At 69.1% G+C, this 15,938-nt stretch carries 18 protein-coding genes; 8 read left to right on the forward strand and 10 right to left on the reverse strand.

The features are described from left to right. Both ACN675_RS13695 and ACN675_RS13700 read right to left on the reverse strand, forming a co-directional pair. The coding region (locus ACN675_RS13695) for an antitoxin (RefSeq protein ID WP_420751362.1) at positions 1–278 on the reverse strand (278 nt) is incomplete at its 3' end. A 58-nt stretch (positions 279–336) separates the two neighbouring features. Next, complete coding sequence (locus ACN675_RS13700) at positions 337–2,814, reverse strand: HAD-IC family P-type ATPase (RefSeq protein WP_420751363.1); 2,478 nt, start codon at positions 2,812–2,814, stop codon at positions 337–339. Positions 2,815–2,910: 96 nt separating this feature from the next. Between ACN675_RS13700 and ACN675_RS13705 the strand changes: the two genes are divergently transcribed. Beyond that, complete coding sequence (locus ACN675_RS13705; protein ID WP_420751364.1) at positions 2,911–3,522, forward strand: flavodoxin family protein; 612 nt, start codon at positions 2,911–2,913, stop codon at positions 3,520–3,522. Positions 3,523–3,534: 12 nt separating this feature from the next. On the opposite strand, the gene ACN675_RS13710 is transcribed toward ACN675_RS13705, so the two are convergent. Continuing rightward, positions 3,535–3,723, reverse strand: a complete 189-nt coding sequence (locus ACN675_RS13710) for a hypothetical protein (RefSeq protein ID WP_420751365.1) — start codon at positions 3,721–3,723, stop codon at positions 3,535–3,537. An 11-nt stretch (positions 3,724–3,734) separates the two neighbouring features. Then, positions 3,735–5,135: a cytochrome P450 gene (locus ACN675_RS13715; protein ID WP_420751366.1), complete on the reverse strand. Its 1,401-nt coding sequence runs from the start codon at positions 5,133–5,135 to the stop codon at positions 3,735–3,737. Between the two features lie 100 nt (positions 5,136–5,235). Here ACN675_RS13715 and ACN675_RS13720 point away from each other — a divergent pair, with 100 nt between their 5' ends. Both ACN675_RS13720 and ACN675_RS13725 read left to right on the forward strand, forming a co-directional pair. Further along, positions 5,236–5,457 carry a helix-turn-helix transcriptional regulator gene (locus ACN675_RS13720; RefSeq protein ID WP_420751367.1) on the forward strand — a complete coding sequence of 74 codons (222 nt, stop codon included), beginning with the start codon at positions 5,236–5,238 and terminating at the stop codon, positions 5,455–5,457. After that, complete coding sequence (locus ACN675_RS13725; protein WP_420751368.1) at positions 5,454–5,957, forward strand: DUF2029 domain-containing protein; 504 nt, start codon at positions 5,454–5,456, stop codon at positions 5,955–5,957. The genes ACN675_RS13720 and ACN675_RS13725 overlap by 4 nt, the downstream gene beginning before the upstream one ends. A gap of 86 nt (positions 5,958–6,043) precedes the next feature. Here ACN675_RS13725 and ACN675_RS13730 read toward each other — a convergent pair whose 3' ends face one another. From ACN675_RS13730 to ACN675_RS13740, 3 genes are all read right to left on the reverse strand, one after another. Continuing rightward, complete coding sequence (locus tag ACN675_RS13730; protein ID WP_197252599.1) at positions 6,044–6,544, reverse strand: hemerythrin domain-containing protein; 501 nt, start codon at positions 6,542–6,544, stop codon at positions 6,044–6,046. A gap of 109 nt (positions 6,545–6,653) precedes the next feature. Next, on the reverse strand, positions 6,654–7,772 hold the full coding sequence (locus ACN675_RS13735) for an MBL fold metallo-hydrolase (protein ID WP_420751369.1): 1,119 nt from the start codon (positions 7,770–7,772) through the stop codon (positions 6,654–6,656). A gap of 67 nt (positions 7,773–7,839) precedes the next feature. After that, complete coding sequence (locus tag ACN675_RS13740) at positions 7,840–8,571, reverse strand: enoyl-CoA hydratase (protein ID WP_420751370.1); 732 nt, start codon at positions 8,569–8,571, stop codon at positions 7,840–7,842. Positions 8,572–8,744: 173 nt separating this feature from the next. Here ACN675_RS13740 and ACN675_RS13745 point away from each other — a divergent pair, with 173 nt between their 5' ends. Next, entirely contained in the window at positions 8,745–9,734 is a 990-nt protein-coding gene (locus ACN675_RS13745) for an Acg family FMN-binding oxidoreductase (RefSeq protein ID WP_420751371.1), read from the forward strand. Between the two features lie 39 nt (positions 9,735–9,773). On the opposite strand, the gene ACN675_RS13750 is transcribed toward ACN675_RS13745, so the two are convergent. Both ACN675_RS13750 and ACN675_RS13755 read right to left on the reverse strand, forming a co-directional pair. Then, positions 9,774–10,004 (reverse strand): hypothetical protein, encoded by a 231-nt coding sequence (locus tag ACN675_RS13750; protein ID WP_420751372.1) that lies wholly within the window; start codon positions 10,002–10,004, stop codon positions 9,774–9,776. Between the two features lie 15 nt (positions 10,005–10,019). Continuing rightward, entirely contained in the window at positions 10,020–10,907 is an 888-nt protein-coding gene (locus tag ACN675_RS13755) for an SPFH domain-containing protein (protein WP_420751373.1), read from the reverse strand. A gap of 156 nt (positions 10,908–11,063) precedes the next feature. Between ACN675_RS13755 and ACN675_RS13760 the strand changes: the two genes are divergently transcribed. Both ACN675_RS13760 and ACN675_RS13765 read left to right on the forward strand, forming a co-directional pair. After that, the gene (locus tag ACN675_RS13760) at positions 11,064–12,164 is read left to right on the forward strand and encodes an NAD(P)-binding domain-containing protein (protein WP_420751374.1); all 1,101 of its coding nucleotides are present in this window, start codon (positions 11,064–11,066) and stop codon (positions 12,162–12,164) included. A 2-nt stretch (positions 12,165–12,166) separates the two neighbouring features. Beyond that, on the forward strand, positions 12,167–13,234 hold the full coding sequence (locus tag ACN675_RS13765) for a S1C family serine protease (protein ID WP_420751405.1): 1,068 nt from the start codon (positions 12,167–12,169) through the stop codon (positions 13,232–13,234). A gap of 80 nt (positions 13,235–13,314) precedes the next feature. Here ACN675_RS13765 and ACN675_RS13770 read toward each other — a convergent pair whose 3' ends face one another. Further along, the gene (locus ACN675_RS13770; protein ID WP_420751375.1) at positions 13,315–13,818 is read right to left on the reverse strand and encodes a pyridoxamine 5'-phosphate oxidase family protein; all 504 of its coding nucleotides are present in this window, start codon (positions 13,816–13,818) and stop codon (positions 13,315–13,317) included. A 110-nt stretch (positions 13,819–13,928) separates the two neighbouring features. Between ACN675_RS13770 and ACN675_RS13775 the strand changes: the two genes are divergently transcribed. Continuing rightward, the gene (locus ACN675_RS13775; RefSeq protein WP_420751376.1) at positions 13,929–15,566 is read left to right on the forward strand and encodes an ABC-F family ATP-binding cassette domain-containing protein; all 1,638 of its coding nucleotides are present in this window, start codon (positions 13,929–13,931) and stop codon (positions 15,564–15,566) included. Beyond that, entirely contained in the window at positions 15,563–15,937 is a 375-nt protein-coding gene (locus ACN675_RS13780; RefSeq protein ID WP_420751377.1) for an RNA-binding S4 domain-containing protein, read from the forward strand. The genes ACN675_RS13775 and ACN675_RS13780 overlap by 4 nt, the downstream gene beginning before the upstream one ends. Position 15,938 lies beyond the last annotated feature (1 nt).

A 15,938-nucleotide genomic window follows, 5' to 3' on the forward strand; every position in this document is an offset into this window, starting at 1 on the left:
GGCGGCGGGCCCGGCTGCTCCGTCCCGGGGGGCGGGGTCGGGGGCTGGGCCGGCGGCGCACCCGGCGGCGGTGTGCCCGCGTCCTGGCCACCGGTGGCACCGAGGTGCTTCTTCGCCGCGTCCTGCGCCTTGTCGACATGCTGGGCGTACTTGCCGCCTGTCCTCTGATCCACCTGGTCGCCGGCCTTGTCGATGGCCGAACCGACCTTGTCGGGATTCTGGGCGGCGTAGTCCTTGCCCTTGCCGAACAAGCCCTTCAACGTATCCATGAAGCCCATCTGCTGTTCCTTCCGTCGAAGCGGATGGTTCTTGCCGAGGGTGTTCGCAATACGCCGGTCAGTGTACGCCCGGGAGCAGATCGTCCGGGGCGGCGAACAGGCGGCGGTGCTCGCCGTGCAGACGCCCGGTGACCCACCACGAGACCTCCACCAGGAACACACCGACGGCGCCGCACACGAACGCGATCGTCGTGTAACCGAGGTCCGACGGGTCCAGCGCGAAGAACTCGCGGCAGAACGGCACCGTGAACAGGATGACGTAGCCGAGCACCGATCCGATCAGAAGCACAATCTTCCACAGCTGGTACGGCCGGGCGACGACCGCAAGCACCCACAGCGCGATCATGATCAGGGTGATCAGCGCGGACGTACCGGCCTGGATCTTCTGCTGCTCGGTCTGCTCCGGTCCCCCGTACACGAGCACGTAGCAGACGAACGTCGAGACACCGATGATCACACCCGACGGAATCGCCAGCCGCATCACGCGGGGTACGAACCCGGGCCGGGCCCGCTCGTTGTTCGGTGCCAGCGACAGCAGGAACGCCGGGATGCCGATGGTGAACCAGGCGGCGATCGTCACGTGCCGCGGCAGGAACGGGTAGGGCAGCGGATCGAAGTCGAACAGCTGTGACAGCACCCCGGAGACCCCGACGAAGAACGCCAGCAGCACCGAGTACACCGTCTTGGTGAGGAACAGATTCGACACCCGTTCGATGTTGCCGATGACGCGGCGGCCCTCCCCCACCACGTGCGGCAGCGTCGCGAACTTGTTGTCCAGCAACACGATCTGCGCAACCGCGCGGGTAGCGGGGCTGCCCGAGCCCATCGCGACTCCGATGTCGGCGTCCTTGAGGGCCAGCACGTCGTTCACGCCGTCGCCGGTCATCGCGACGGTGTGCCCACGCGACTGCAGTGCCCCGACCATCGCGCGCTTCTGATCGGGCCGCACCCGGCCGAACGTGGTCGCGGACGCGACGGTGGCGGCGAGCTCGTCCGGGTCCTCGGGGAGGGTACGCGCGTCGACGGGCCGATCCCCGTTCGCCAGACCCAGGGACGACGCGACGGCACCGACCGACACGGCGTTGTCACCGGAGATGATCTTGACGTCGACCTTCTGGCCGGCGAAGTATTCGAGGGTGTCCTTCGCGTCGGGCCGCACCCGCTGCTCGAGCACGACCAGCGCACGAGGAGTGACGATGCCCGGCGCGGCCTCGTCGTCGACGGGGCGGTCGCTCTCGGCGAGCAGCAGCACCCGCAGCCCCTGCGCGCCGATTTTCTCGGCCTTGCGGGCGGCGTCCGATGCCGGATCGAGCAGCACGTCGGGGGCGCCGAGCAGCCAGTTGCCGTGGGCACCGTACGACTGGCCGCTCCACTTCTTCGCCGACGAGAACGGGGCGGTCGCGGTCGCCTCACCCCAACCCGGATCGTCGGGCAGGGCTTCTCCGATCGCGGCGACGCTCGCGTTCGGGCGCGGATCGTCGCCGGCGATCGCCGCGAGCGCGGCGCGGACGGCGTTCTCGTCCGCCCCGTCGATCGGCACGATCTCGGCCAGCCGCATGCCGTTCTCGGTGAGGGTTCCGGTCTTGTCCGCGCACACCACGTCGACGCGGGCCAGGCCCTCGATGGCCGGCAGTTCCTGCACGAGGCACTGGCGCTGCCCGAGCCGGACCACTCCGACCGCGAACGCGATCGACGTCATCAGCACGAGACCTTCGGGGACCATCGGCACCAGCGCGGCCACCATGCCGCTCAGCGCGGGACCGAGCGACTCGCCGCTCGAGAACAGCTGGTTGTAGATGATGAGCAGACCGGCCGGGATCATCAGGTAGGTGATGAACTTCAGGATCTTGTTGATGCCGGCCATCAGTTCCGAGTGCACCAGTGTGAACTTGCTGGCCTCCTCGGCCAGCCGCGCCGCGTAGGCATCGCGACCGACCTTCGTCGCGCGGTAGGCGCCACTGCCCGACGCGACGAAACTGCCGGACATCACGGTCGCGCCGGGCGCCTTGTCGACGTTGTCGGATTCGCCGGTGAGCAGCGACTCGTCGAGCTCGAGGCCCTCGGCTTCGACGACGACACCGTCGACGACCAACTGGTCGCCGGGACCGAGTTCGATGATGTCGTCGAGCACCACCTCGCGCGGGGCGAGCTCGGCGGACCGGCCGTCGCGCCGCACGACCGGCTTGGTCTGGCTGACGATCGCGAGCTTGTCCAGGGTCCGTTTCGCGCGGACCTCCTGGATGATGCCGATGCCGCTGTTCGCCACGATCAGCAGGCCGAACATGCCGTCGATGATCGAGCCGGTGGCGAGCACGATGAGGAACAGCACACCGAGGATCGCGTTGATCCGCGTGAACACGTTCGCGCGGACGATGTCCTTGACGGACCGGGACGCGCGATCGGGAACGTCGTTCGTCGCGCCCCGCGCCACCCGTTCGGCGACCTGCTCGGTGGTCAGGCCGCCGGCGACATGGGCGGGATCGGTCACGACCGTCTCACCGGCACCGACGACCGCGGTGGGCTCTTCAACTGACATGAAGAACAGGCTATGCCAGCGCGGGGAAGTTGCGATCGCGCACCGAGCGGCACGAGCGCGTTTCACCCGCGAAGCGGCACGGGTACCCGCGACGGCATGACATCTCTGAAGGCGCTCGCACTGGTCTGCACGCTCAAGCCGTCCCCGGCCGCGTCCAGCAGCGATCTGATCACCGAACATGTCCTCGCCGAGCTCGGCAAGTACGACGTGACCGGTGAGACGATCCGGCTGGTCGATCTCGACATCCGTCCCGGCGTCGAGGCCGACATGGGGAACGGCGACCGATGGCCGGACGTCCGACGGCGCATCCTCGACGCAGACATCCTGCTGGTCGCGACGCCCACCTGGCTCGGCCAGATGTCGAGCGTGGCGAAACGCGCGCTGGAACGACTCGATGCCGAACTGTCCGAGACGGACGACGAGGGCCGCCCGATCCTGTTCGGGAAGGTCGCGGTCGCGGCGGTGGTCGGCAACGAGGACGGGGCGCACGCGATCGTGGCGAGTCTGTTCCAGGCGCTCGACGACTGCGGGTACACGATCCCGGCGCAGGGCTGTACCTACTGGAACGGAGAGGCCATGACGCCCGGTGACTACAACGACCTCGACTCCGTGCCCGAGGCGGTCGCGTCGGCGACGGCAACCCTCGCCCGCAATGCGGCGCATCTCGCCCGCGCACTGCGGAAGGAACCGTATCCGCCGGCCGAGTGAGGACCGGCCCGGTCACTGCTCGCCGACTCCGCCTTCTTCTCCTGCCCGGCGCGCCGGATCCGTCGCCTCCTGACCGGCGTCGGTGCCGCTGTCCGACCGGTCGTCGTGATCCGATTCGACGTCTTCCTCCTGCGGGGTTTCCTCGGGGTCGGGCGCCACCTTGTGGAAGCCCTCGTCGTCGTGCTTACCGGACGCGTTCATGTCGCTCCTCCTCACCCTTGCGCACCGGCGGTGCGCGCCACCTCGAACTTCAACCCGAAGTTGTCGAACGTGTTCGGCAACGGACGGTCGGGGGACGGCACCGGCTCGGAGACGACCCGGAAGTCCGCGGCGGTGAGCATCCGCGCCAGGAGGGTGCTGGTCACCAGCAGCACGAGGTTGCGTCCCGGGCAGGCCGCCGGCCCGGCGCTGAACGGCACCAGTTCCGGATGTCTCTCCGCGCGTCCGTCCAGCCACACCTCGGGGACGAACTCGTCGGCGAACGGCACGGTCTCGGCGTCGCGATGGAAACCGGCGGTGAGGATCATGAATCCGGTGCCGGCGGGGATGGTGAACGGCTCGCCCGCCGAGTCCCCTACCTCCGGGCCCCACATCGTGTCGCGGGTGGAGTCCCGCAGGATCATCGGCGTCGTCGGCCACAACCGCACCGCTTCGAGTACGGCGGCCCTCAGATACGGGTAGGGCTGCGGCTTTTCGGCGTCACCTGCGGCGATCTCCGCGCGTGCGCTCCCGCGCTGTCCCGGGTGACCGGCGAACAGCGCGAGCGTGCGCGCCGCGGCCATGCCCGCGGCGTCGAACGCGAACAGCCAGTGCGGAATCTGACCGACCGGATCGGTCGCACCTCCGGCGGGGAGGGCGGCGAGTGCTCCGGCGAGCGAACCCGGCTCGGCCCGGTCCACGTAGCGATACAGGTCTTCGGTGAAGCGGTCGCGCAGACGGCTCCGCTCGGGAATGAAGTAGGACCAATTTCCGTTCGCCCGGAGCTTTTTCAATCTGTCGGTGATGCCGTTGTCCTCGGCGGCGGAGTCACCCAGGACGATCCGGCGAACGATGCGCCACCACGTTCGGGTGAACTCGTCGTTGTCGAGAGTGCCGGTGCGGATCGCCGATTCGAGGAGGGTGCCCGCCTCCCGGTCGACGACCTCGACGATCGGCTCGGCCAGGTGATGCAGGGTGTGTTCGGTGTCCAGCGCCCCTTCGTTGAGCCGGCGGCGTTCGGCGCGGATGTGGCCCTGCGAGATGAGCACACCGTGCGGCTGGAACGGCGAGAGTGCACCCTTCTTCTCCCGGGTGACGGGGTCGAACGGGTCCGGCGAGTCCCCGAGGATCCTGCCGACGTCGGCCGGGTCGAGCACGACCGCCAGCCGCCTGCCGGGCAGCTCGATCTGCAGCGGCCCGGATCCGTGTTCCGCACGCAGCCGGCGCAGCGCGTGCACGGCGGACGCGTCGGCGCCGAACCGTTCCAGCAGCGCCATCGACCGGGGCCTGCGAGCGATGACACCGGCGGCGACCGACGGGAAGCCGAGGGTCGCGACCAGACGCAACGCCCGGAGGCCGCTCACGGCCGGGCCGGTCGCGGACGTCGAATGTGCGGTATCTGCGGGTATCGGCATGACGGACTGGTACCCGCTCCGCCTCCCCGCGAAACGAACCGGGGCCACGAAAAGACAAGCACCCTTGACACCGTATGACAAGGATGCTTGACTTCTCTTCGTGGCAGGCACACCGAGCAGCAACCGAGTTCGCGAGTTCCGCAAGCAATTGCGGATCACCCAAGCCGAACTGGGCGAGCGGGTCGGCGTCAGCCGCCAGAGCATCGTGTCCACGGAGAAGGGCGACTACGCGCCGAGCGTCTACCTCGCGTTACGGCTTGCCCGCACCCTCGGCACCACCGTCGAAGATCTGTTCCCACTCACCGAGGAGGACTCACCATGACCGCATTCGTCAAGGCCGCTCGCGTGATCGGGGATCTCGACGACGACTTCTACCGCGACGAACGTCAGCGCGACGTCTGGAACGAAACGTCCGCAGTGGGATTCCAACTGGCCCAATGGATTGCGCTCGTCGCGACGGCCGTCCTCCCTTGGGTCGCCGGACGCGTCGGCGCGTGGACCGCACTCGGCATTCTCCTCGCGTGGATCGTGGTCTCGATCGTCACCACCGCCTACGCACGCTCCCAGAACGTCGACGTGTACGCCTCGGCCAAGACGTGGCGTCCCCGCGCCGTCTTCGCTGCTGCGCTGTACATCGTCGGCGTGGTCGGGATCTATGCGCGCCTGTCGGCTCCGATCGACCAGGACCCGGAAACGTGGCTCGGAATGGTTGTCGGCGGAATCTGCGGTACAGCAGCAGTTTTCGCCATCATCACGTGGCGCAAGCGCCACGATGCCCGGCGGATCGCCGAGGAAGAAGCGCGCGACGCCGAGGACATGTGAGCGCTTCTTCCCCGGACTTCCGTTGCGCCGGACTTCCGTTGCGCCGAACTTCCGTTGCGCCGGACTTCCGTTGCACTGGAACAGGTTCAGGCCAGAACGGCGTCGACCGTCTTCTTGAGCGCCGACGGCTGGGCCGGTGAGCGCGGCGCCTTCTTCTTCAGTTCGAGCATCTCCGCACCGATCTCCTGCAGCTTCTTACGGCCGAGTTGCTCACGAACCTGCGGGAACCACTCTTCCTCTTCCTCTTCGATGTGGTGCTCGACGTTCTCGATCAGCACCGTGGCCTTGGCGTCGAAACGCTCGTCGGACGGCGACATTCCCGCCAGCTCGGTGACGAGCACGTCGGCGACGTGGTGTTCCTCGTAGGACTCGAGAACGTCTTCCTCGAGGTCCGGCAGGAGGTCGCGGACCTTCGGATACATGCACTCGTTCTCGATGTAGGTGTGCACGGTCAGCGCCTCGATGATCTTGTCGACGAGCTGGCCCTTCTCCTTCTCCGCGTTCTCACCCGCACCCCGGAAGGCACGGAACAACCGTCGAATCTCCTTGTGATCGTCCTTCAGAATCACGATGGCATCCGTCGACATCAGAACCCTCCTCGAGCCGTGGTCCGGCCACCCGAGCCGGACGCGGAATCCGTGTGGCTCCTTGGTACCCACGGCAGGAGTCGGGCAAACGGCGCATCGCGCGAAGTCTTCAGCCGAGGGTCACCCACCACGGATGCTGGGCACCCGGCCGGAGCGCGTCGACGCGCTGCCCCGGCATCGGGACCGCGGTCGCGACCCCCGCGGCCCGCGCTGCCGGCAACAGCCGCGCGATCGGCTCGGACCACGCGTGGAAGGCGAGGTTGAAGGTGCCCCAATGTACCGGCACGAGCAGACTGCCGGGACGGTCCGCGCAACCGAGGTCACCGTGCGTTCGCACGGCCTCCTCGGGGTTCATGTGGATGTCAGGCCAGCGACGGTCGTACGCGCCGACCGGCAGCAGCGTCAGATCGAACGGTCCGTACCGGTCCCCGACGTCGGCGAACCGCCTCGTGTATCCGCTGTCGCCGCCGAAGAACACGCGGCGAGTCGGGCCGGCGATCACCCACGACGACCACAACGTGATGTCTCGCGCGAATCCGCGACCGGAGAAGTGACGGGCCTCGGTGCACGTGATCGTCAGCTCCCCGACCTCGGTGTGCTGATCCCAGTCGAGTTCGACGATCCGCTCCTCCGGAACCCGCCACCGGCGCAGGTGCGCGCCGACGCCGAGCGGCACCAGGAAGCGGATGTCGCGTTGCGTGGCGGCCAGCAGTTCGATGGTGCGGCGGTCGAGATGGTCGTAGTGGTCGTGGGAGATCACGACCGCGTCGATGCGGGGCAGTTCGGCGAGCTGCACCGGCACCGGATGCATGCGGGCGGGCCCGATCGTCTCCGACGGCGACACCCGATCACTCCACACCGGGTCCGCGAGAATGCGATGCCCGTCGATCTCGACGAGCGCGCTCGAATGCCCGTACCAGGTGACCGCCAGCTCGGCGGCGTCCACCGGCGCGAGCGGCGGTGCGAGCGGCACCTCCGTCCGCGGTGTTCCGACGGTCCCGCGGGTCAGGATGTCCTTGAGGAAACCACCGCCCGCCTCCGGACCGAGCGTGCTGCTCGGCTCGGAGTTGTGGAACCGGCCGTCGCGATATCGGGGCGAACCCGCCGCGTACGGCCGGATGTCGGCGACGGACGCGCCGATCGAGGTCGGCAGACCGCGGGCGGCACGCGCCACCCACAGCAATCCGGCTCCGGCGAGGGCGGACGAGGCAGCCTGTTTGACGCTCACCACACCACTCTAGGGCGCGTCTCCCGATCCCTCTCGGATCGAAATGGGGAACGGGAGACGTGCCGGGCTACTTTCCGCGGAACACCGGATCGCGCTTCTCGGCGCGCGCCACGCGCGCCTCCTGCGCGTCCTCGCTGAGCCACGCCGCCGCCAGCGCCGACATCTGCTCCGGCGACGGTTCGTCGCGGGTGCGGTCGTCGTTGAGGAACAGTTTCATGGCGCGCAGCGACAGCGGCGCGAGTGTCGCGATCTCCTGCGCCCATGCCTGCGCGGCCTCGAGGTCGCCGATCCGGTTGGCCAGGCCCCGCGCGAGCGCTTCGTCCGCATGGATCGAATCGGCGGCGAGGAACACCGCGCGAGCGGCTCCCCCACCGATGAGCGTCGCGAGCCGGCGCACGGTCCATCGATCCACCGAGATCCCGAGCCGGGCGGCGGGCACCGCGAACCGGGCCTTCGGCGCGACCACGCGCAGGTCCGACGCGAGTGCGAGCTGCGTACCGGCTCCGATCGCGGGGCCGTTGACGGCGGCGATCACCGGAATCGGCGCCGTCTCGATGGTCGTCAGCATCTCGGTGAGGCTGTCGAGGAACCCCTCCGCGTACACGTCACCGGACAGATCGGCACCCGCGCAGAACGCCGGTCCTTCGCCGGTGATGACGGCGACGCGCGCGTCGTCCTCGACGGCCTGCTCGATGCACTCGCGGAGTTGCACGCACATCTCGGTGTTGAGCGCGTTCCGCCGCTCGGCGCGCTGCAGTTTCATCGTGACGACGTCACCGTCGCGGCTGATCCCGATCATGTTCCTTGCCTCACCTTCCGATCCTGGCGCAGGCATCATCCCATCCGGCGAGCCTGAGCGTTCCACGCGGTCGCGCCTGTCGCTGGCGGTAAAATCAGGGGCGGCGAACAATGATGGGGAGCGGATCAGCACACTCGTCGGCTGTACGGCGGGCTGCACTCCCAGGAGTGGTCATGGACCCACGGATTCCCGATGTGAACACGGTCAAGATGGCAGTCGATCTCGCCTGCCGCGCACCGTCGGTGCACAACAGCCAACCGTGGCGGTGGACGTACTCCGACGGGCACCTCGACCTCTTCAGCGACCGCAGCCGCCTGTTGCCGTCGACGGATCCGTCCGCACGGCAGCTCGTCCTGAGCTGCGGCGCCGCCCTCCATCACCTGCAGATCGCGGCGACCGCGTTGAAGTGGTCCACCGAGATCGAGCGCCTGCCGGTGGGAGAACATTCCAACCATCTGGCCAGCATCCGGTTCAGCCACGGTGCTCGACCGGCATCGCACGATTTCGATCTCGTGGCCGCGATCCGCAGGCGCTATTCCGACCGCAGGCCGTTCGCGCCGCCGTCGGCCGGCACCGGCTTCCCCGGACCGCTCCGTGAGGTGCTCCACCCCGGAACGAGAGTGACGGTGTTGCCGGAGGACGCTCGCCAGGTCCTCGGTGCGGCCACCGAACTCACTGCTGCGATGCGGCGCTACGACAGCGCGTATCAGACCGAACTTCATTGGTGGACCGGCCATTGCGTCGAATCCGTCGGCATTCCCCCGGAGGCGCTCGCCACGGCGGAGCAGAGCGCGCGCGTCGACATCGGCCGCCGGTTCCCGCCGGGCAGCCGAACGTCGGGCGAGGCCCCGGACATCGACCGCTCGACCGTCCTGGTGGTCAGCACCGAAGGAAACACGTGCGAGGACTGGCTGCGAGCGGGCGAGGCATTGTCGGCGGTATTGCTCGAGGCCACCGTCGATCGACTGGCCACGTGCCCGCTCACCCACGTAACCGAGTTCGGGCAGAGCCGGGAGATGATCCGCACGTTGCTGCCCGAGGGCGGATGCCCGCAGGCGCTGGTTCGTGTCGGCACGACCGCGCCGGAGAACCGTCCGAAGCCGACGCCGAGACTGCCCACGGATTCGGTGTTCACGGTGACCGTCCGGCGCGCGACACGGTAACTCGATCAGAAACTCTTGCAGAGCAACGGTTTCGTACCTTCAATCGTCCGTGTCGCCCGGGGCCGGCTCGGCGCGGTCGGTCTTCGCCGGGCGACCGGGCCGGCGGATCTTCTCCGCATGACCGGGCATCCGGCCGGCCTCGGTCAACGCGCGGCGCAGCAGGAACTCGATCTGCGCGTTGGTGCTGCGCAGCTCGTCGCCCGCCCACCTCGCCAGCGCATCGTGGACCGCCGGGTCGAGCCGCAGCAGCAGCTTCTTGCGTTCGGCCATGCGGATCGGACCTGACTACTGGTAGAGCGAACCGGTGTTGACGACGGGCTGGGCGCCCTGGTCTCCACAGAGTACGACGAGCAGGTTGCTGACCATCGTGGCCTTGCGTTCCTCGTCGAGTTCGACGGTGTGCTCGCGCTCGAGCTGATCGAGGGCGGTGGCGACCATCCCGACCGCGCCCATGACGATCTGCTCCCGCGCGGCGATGACCGCGCCCGCCTGCTGGCGGCGCAGCATGGCCTGTGCGATCTCGGGGGCGTAGGCGAGCTGGTTGATGCGCGATTCGACGACGTGCACGCCGGCCGAGTGGACGCGCTCGGCGACCTCCTCGGACAACTTGGTGGTGATCTCGTCGGCGTTCTGACGCAGCGACATCGTGTCGGCGGGCGCGTCGTAGGGATAGCTGCCGGCGATGTGACGAACGGCGGCTTCGGTCTGGACCGCGACGAACTCCTCGAAGTCGTCGACGTCGAAGACGGCGCGGGCGGTGTCCTGGACCTGCCACACGATGACCGCGGAGATCTCGATGGGGTTGCCGTCCGCGTCGTTGACCTTCGCCTTGCCGGTCTCGAGGTTGCGGATCCGGGTGGAGATCTTGCGGCGGGTGTTGAGCGGGTTCATCCAGCGCAGTCCCGGTTCCCGGAGAGTGCCCGCGTAGGAACCGCCGAGCAGCTGCAGCACGCGCGCCTGGTTCGGTTCGACCAGCACGAGACCGGCGAGGGCGGCGCTCGCGAGGGCGACCAGGACGGCACCGGCGACGATCAGCGGAATGTTCGTCTGCAGTGCACCCAGCACGATCAGCCCGATGCCGGCCAGTTCGACGAGGAGCCCGATGCCGAGCACCACCCAGCCGTTGCGGGAACGCCCGGGGCGTTCGGTGATCGTCGATTGCGTTGCGGCCATGGCACGCTCCTCGTCGTGGTTCGGTAATGCGATATTAAAGTGATATCACATTTTCCGCCACGGTTTCGAGGGCTCGGAGTCATAGCTCGGTGGACCGGCCGGACAGTTGGCATCATGATTGCCACAGACCAACCCACGACAGGGAGTGGACACGATATGACGACCGGCGATCCCGACACGTTCGTCGACATCGTCGTGATCGGAGCCGGACAGGCCGGCCTGTCGGCGGGCTACTACCTGCAGAAGTTCGGCAAGGAGCCGGACAGCGAGTTCGTGGTACTGGACCGGTCGTTCGGCCCCGGCGGGGCATGGCAGCACCGCTGGCCGACGCTGACCCTCGACACCGTCAACGGACTCCACGACCTGCCCGGATCCTCGTTCGCCGACGCCGTCGACACCACCGACGGGAAGGTACCCGCCGCCGCGGCGGTCCCCGAGTACTACCGCGCCTACGAGCAGCGCTACCACCTTCCGGTGCGCCGGCCCGTCCAGGTGATCGTCGTGTGCGACCGCGGCGAATACCTGCGCGTGGAAACCGATCACGGCGTGTACGCCGCGCGCGGCATCATCAACGCGACCGGCACCTGGGAGCACCCGTTCGTGCCGTGGTATCCCGGCGCCGCACGGTTCCGCGGACGGCAACTGCACACCAAGGACTACCGGACGGCCGACGAATTCGCCGGCAAGCACGTCCTCATCGTCGGCGGCGGCATCTCCGCGGTGCAACTGCTCGACGAGATCTCCCGCGTCACCGAAACCACCTGGGTCACCCGACGCGAACCTGCTTGGCGCGAAGAGGAATTCACTCCCGAGGAGGGGCGGGCCGCGGTCGCGGTCGTCGAAGACCGGGTCCGGCACGGGCTGCCACCGGGATCGGTGGTGTCGGTGACCGGCCTCCCCCTCACCCCGGCCCTCCGTGCCGCCCGCGAACGCGGTGTGCTCGAACATCTTCCGATCTTCTCGGAGATCACCGAGCACGGCGTCCGGTGGCCGGACGGACGGGAGCTGGACGTCGACGTCATCCTGTGGTGCACCGGATTCCGCAGTTCCCTCGATCATCTGGCACCGCTCGGCCTGCGCAACCCCGGCGGCGGAATCACCATGACCGGCCGGCTCGCGACCCAGGTCGCCGTCGATCCGCGCATCCACCTCGTCGGGTACGGTCCGTCGGCGTCGACGATCGGCGCGAACCGCGCCGGCCGGGCCGCAGCCCGCGAACTCGTCGACCACCTCGAAACGGAAGCCTCCGCGAGGTGAGCATGCGCGGCCTGTCGATGCTGGTCGTCGGACTCGCCACGGCCGCGAGCCTGACGCTGTCCGCACCGGCCACCGTCGACACGGTCGTGCCGCCCCCACCCCCACCGGTGCCGGCGGCGCCACCCCTGCCCGCGACCGCGGAGGAACTCGCCGCCCGGATCGTGCCCGCCGTCGTCACGATCACCGCCACCGACGGGTGGACGGGGATGGCGGGGACCGGGATCGTCCTGACCTCCGACGGCCTCGTGCTCACCAACCATCACGTCGTCAGCGGCGCCGACGAGATCACCGCCGTCAGCGCCGCGACCGGCCTCGCTTACGACGTCGCCGTCAACGGCTACGACCGCGTCCACGACATCGCGGTCGTGCAGCTCGGCAGCGCCCGGGATCTGCCGGTCGCGACGCTCGCCGACACCGAGGCGCCCCAGGTGGGTTCCGCCGTCACCGCGTTCGGCAATGCCGACGGCGGCGGGGTCGTCGTCGCCACTCCCGGCACGATCGTCGCGACCGGGCGCAATGTGCTGGTGCGGGACTCGGTCGACGGGTCGCGGCACCGGCTGACCGGGATGCTGCAGTCGGACGCAGCGATCCGGCCCGGCGATTCCGGTGGTCCGCTCGTCGACGCGTTCGGCGCCGTCGTAGGGGTGAACACGGCGGGCGCGATCTCGGAGGATCCCGCCGAGACCCCCCTCGCCCCGGAGGCCTACGCGGTGCCGATCTCCGCCGCGATGCGCATCGTCGAGCAGATCCGCTCGGGCACCGGCGGCGACACCGTGCACGTGGGCCCGACACCGCTGCTCGGAGTCACGGTCACCACCGTCCGCGAGAACGGCGAGAACCGCGGCGCGGAGGTGCTGTGGGTGTCGTTCGACTCACCGGCCGAGACCGCCGGACTCGACATCGGCGACATCATCACCTCGTTCGACGGCAAGCCGGTCGCCTCCAACGGCGACCTCGAAACCCTCCTGATGGCGCGACGCCCGGGCGACACCGTCGAGATCTCCTGGCGCGACAAGACCGGCGCCGCACAGACCGCGACGGTGACCGTCGAATCCGGTCCCCCGCGCTGACGCCCGAGGTCGAGTGCGCAGATCTTGTTGCGTCCCATCGAAAATCCCGACAAGTTCTGCACGCTCGCCGGCCGCGGCACTCACCGTAGCCGGTGCGTCGTCTGCCCGTGCGGGTGCTTCGCGAACACGAGGACCTTGCGCGGGTCGACCCGGAACACCTCCGCGCTGAACTCCTCGCCGCCGAACCCGCCGTCGACCACCTCGAAGCGCCACTGCTCCCCGTACTTGGCGAGGTAGGCGTCCGCCAGCGTCTGCAACTGGGCGGGATCGGCGATCCGGTGGGCGTCCCCTTCGACCACCACATCGGTGCCGTCGGCCCAGATGTTCGTGCCCGTCGTCACCGCGACCTGCGGCTCGTGCTGCAGGTTGCGGGCCTTCTGCTCGCCCGGACCCGTGCAGAACCAGAACGCGCCGTCGCGCCAGAGCCCGATCAGCGGGGTGACGTGCGGTCCTCCGCCGCGCCCGGTGGTACTCAGCCAGTACAGTTCCGCGTCCGCGAGCAGGCGTTCGGTGTCGCTCCACGCCATCGGCTGCGCGTCCGGATCACCGAACCGTGTGTCGATCGTCGTCACCGGTGTGCCCATGCCGGCCTCCCTCGTTTCGCCGATTGTCCACCGATACCGACCTCGCCGACCCCCGAAACTCAGCATCCCCGGGTGACGGGCCCGTTCACCCGGGGCGGGATAATCGCCCGGTGAGCGCAACACTACGAATCGACGGGCTGTCCGCGTCCCGCGGTGAACGGACCCTGTTCAGCGGACTGGACCTGACGGTCGCACCCGGCGACGTGATCGGCCTGGTCGGCGCGAACGGCGCCGGCAAGTCGACGCTGCTCACGACCCTCGCCGGCGTCGGTACCGCCGACGTAACCGGCACGATCACGCTCAGCCCGCCCGACGCGACCGTCGGCTATCTCGCGCAGGAACCCGAGCGCATCGCCGGGGAGACGATCCTCGGGTTCCTCGAACGACGGACCGGTGTCGCCGAGGCCGAGCGCGTGATGAATGCCGCGGCGGAAGCGCTCGGCGAGTCCGAGGTCGACGACTACACCCCTGCGCTCGAACGGTGGCTCGCGCTCGGCGGCGCCGACCTGGCCGAACGCGCGGAGAAAACCGTCGCCGACCTGGGCCTCGACGTCGGGCTCGACGCACCGATGACCGGTCTGTCCGGCGGGCAGGCGGCCCGGGCCGGGCTCGCGGCGCTGCTGCTGTCGCGCTACGACGTGCTGCTGCTCGACGAACCGACCAACGACCTCGATCTGGCCGGGCTCGAACAGCTGGAGCGGTTCGTCGCCGAGACCCGCACCGCGCTCGTGGTGGTCAGCCACGACCGCGAGTTCCTGGCGCGGACCGTCACCGGCATCGTCGAACTGGACCTGGCGCAGCAGCAGATCTCGGTGTACGACGGCGGATACGAGGCGTACCTCAACGAGCGGGAGGTCGCGCGACGGCACGCCCGCGAGGCCTACGAGGAGTTCGCCGACACCAAGCAGCAGCTCGAGGATCGCGCTCGGATGCAACGCAATTGGCTCGAGCACGGGGTCCGCAACGCGCGCCGCAAGTCGAAGGACAACGACAAGATCGGCAGGAAGTTCCGCGCCGAGGCCACCGAGAAGCAGGCAGCGAAAGCCCGGCAGACGCAGCGTCGCATCGAGCGGCTCGACGTCGTCGAGGAGCCTCGCAAGGAATGGGAACTGCGGATGTCGATCGCGGCCGCACCCCGCAGCGGCGCGGTCGTCGCGACCTTGAACGGTGCCGAGATCCGGCGTGGCGCTTTTCGTTTCGGCCCCGTGACGACCCAGGTCGACTGGGGTGACCGCATCCTGGTGACCGGCCCCAACGGCGCCGGGAAGACGACGCTGCTCGGCCTGCTGCTCGGCACGTTGACTCCCGATGCCGGCAGTGTGTCGCTCGGCTCCGGCGTCGAGATCGGCGAGATCGACCAGGCGCGTGGGCTGTTCGAGGGCGAGGAGCCGTTGGTCGAGGCGTTCGGTGCGCAAGTACCCGACTGGCCCGACGCGGACGTCCGGACGCTGCTCGCGAAATTCGGGCTGAAGGGCCACCACGTGTTGCGGCCGGCGTCGTCGCTGTCCCCGGGCGAACGCACCCGCGCCGGACTCGCACTGCTGCAGGCGCGCGGGGTGAACCTGCTGGTGCTCGACGAACCGACGAACCACCTGGACCTTCCGGCGATCGAGCAGCTCGAACAGGCCATCGACAGTTTCGAGGGCACGCTGCTGCTCGTCACGCACGACCGCCGGATGCTCGACACCACCCGCAGCACCCGGCGGTGGCGCCTCGACGACGGGAAGCTGAGCGAGGAGAACGCATGAGCGGCAGTGTCCGGGTGGACAGCTGGACGTGGTCGGTGCGGCTGTTCAAGACCCGCTCGGCTGCCGCGGCGGCGTGCCGCGCCGGGCACGTGCGCGTCGACGGGGTGACCGCGAAGCCGTCGACACCGGTGACGATCGGCGCGGAGGTCCGGCTCCGCGCCCACGGGCTCGAAAAGATCGTCGAAGTCACCCAATTGGTGAACAAGCGGGTCGGCGCCCCCATCGCGGCAACCGCCTACATCGACCACAGCCCGCCACCCCCGCCGAAGGAGATCCTCGCGTCGCTCCCCCGCCGCGACCGCGGTGCCGGCCGGCCGACGAAGAAGGAACGTCGGGAGCTGGACCGGATCCGCGGGTTCAACGAGGACTGAT

Origin of the sequence: Rhodococcus sp. O3, from assembly GCF_048897285.1 — a bacterium.
GTDB lineage: Bacteria > Actinomycetota > Actinomycetes > Mycobacteriales > Mycobacteriaceae > Rhodococcus.

Coding starts and splice junctions, on each gene's coding strand:
- ACN675_RS13715 (WP_420751366.1), bottom strand. CDS start 5,135: ATGCCGATACCCGCAGATACCGCACATTCGACGTCCGCGACCGGCCCG.
- ACN675_RS13755 (WP_420751373.1), bottom strand. CDS start 10,907: ATGGCCGCAACGCAATCGACGATCACCGAACGCCCCGGGCGTTCCCGC.
- ACN675_RS13770 (WP_420751375.1), bottom strand. CDS start 13,818: ATGGGCACACCGGTGACGACGATCGACACACGGTTCGGTGATCCGGAC.
- ACN675_RS13730 (WP_197252599.1), bottom strand. CDS start 6,544: ATGTCGACGGATGCCATCGTGATTCTGAAGGACGATCACAAGGAGATT.
- ACN675_RS13750 (WP_420751372.1), bottom strand. CDS start 10,004: ATGGCCGAACGCAAGAAGCTGCTGCTGCGGCTCGACCCGGCGGTCCAC.
- ACN675_RS13765 (WP_420751405.1), top strand. CDS start 12,167: ATGCGCGGCCTGTCGATGCTGGTCGTCGGACTCGCCACGGCCGCGAGC.
- ACN675_RS13710 (WP_420751365.1), bottom strand. CDS start 3,723: ATGAACGCGTCCGGTAAGCACGACGACGAGGGCTTCCACAAGGTGGCG.
- ACN675_RS13745 (WP_420751371.1), top strand. CDS start 8,745: ATGGACCCACGGATTCCCGATGTGAACACGGTCAAGATGGCAGTCGAT.
- ACN675_RS13725 (WP_420751368.1), top strand. CDS start 5,454: ATGACCGCATTCGTCAAGGCCGCTCGCGTGATCGGGGATCTCGACGAC.
- ACN675_RS13700 (WP_420751363.1), bottom strand. CDS start 2,814: ATGTCAGTTGAAGAGCCCACCGCGGTCGTCGGTGCCGGTGAGACGGTC.
- ACN675_RS13740 (WP_420751370.1), bottom strand. CDS start 8,571: ATGATCGGGATCAGCCGCGACGGTGACGTCGTCACGATGAAACTGCAG.
- ACN675_RS13780 (WP_420751377.1), top strand. CDS start 15,563: ATGAGCGGCAGTGTCCGGGTGGACAGCTGGACGTGGTCGGTGCGGCTG.
- ACN675_RS13760 (WP_420751374.1), top strand. CDS start 11,064: ATGACGACCGGCGATCCCGACACGTTCGTCGACATCGTCGTGATCGGA.
- ACN675_RS13705 (WP_420751364.1), top strand. CDS start 2,911: ATGACATCTCTGAAGGCGCTCGCACTGGTCTGCACGCTCAAGCCGTCC.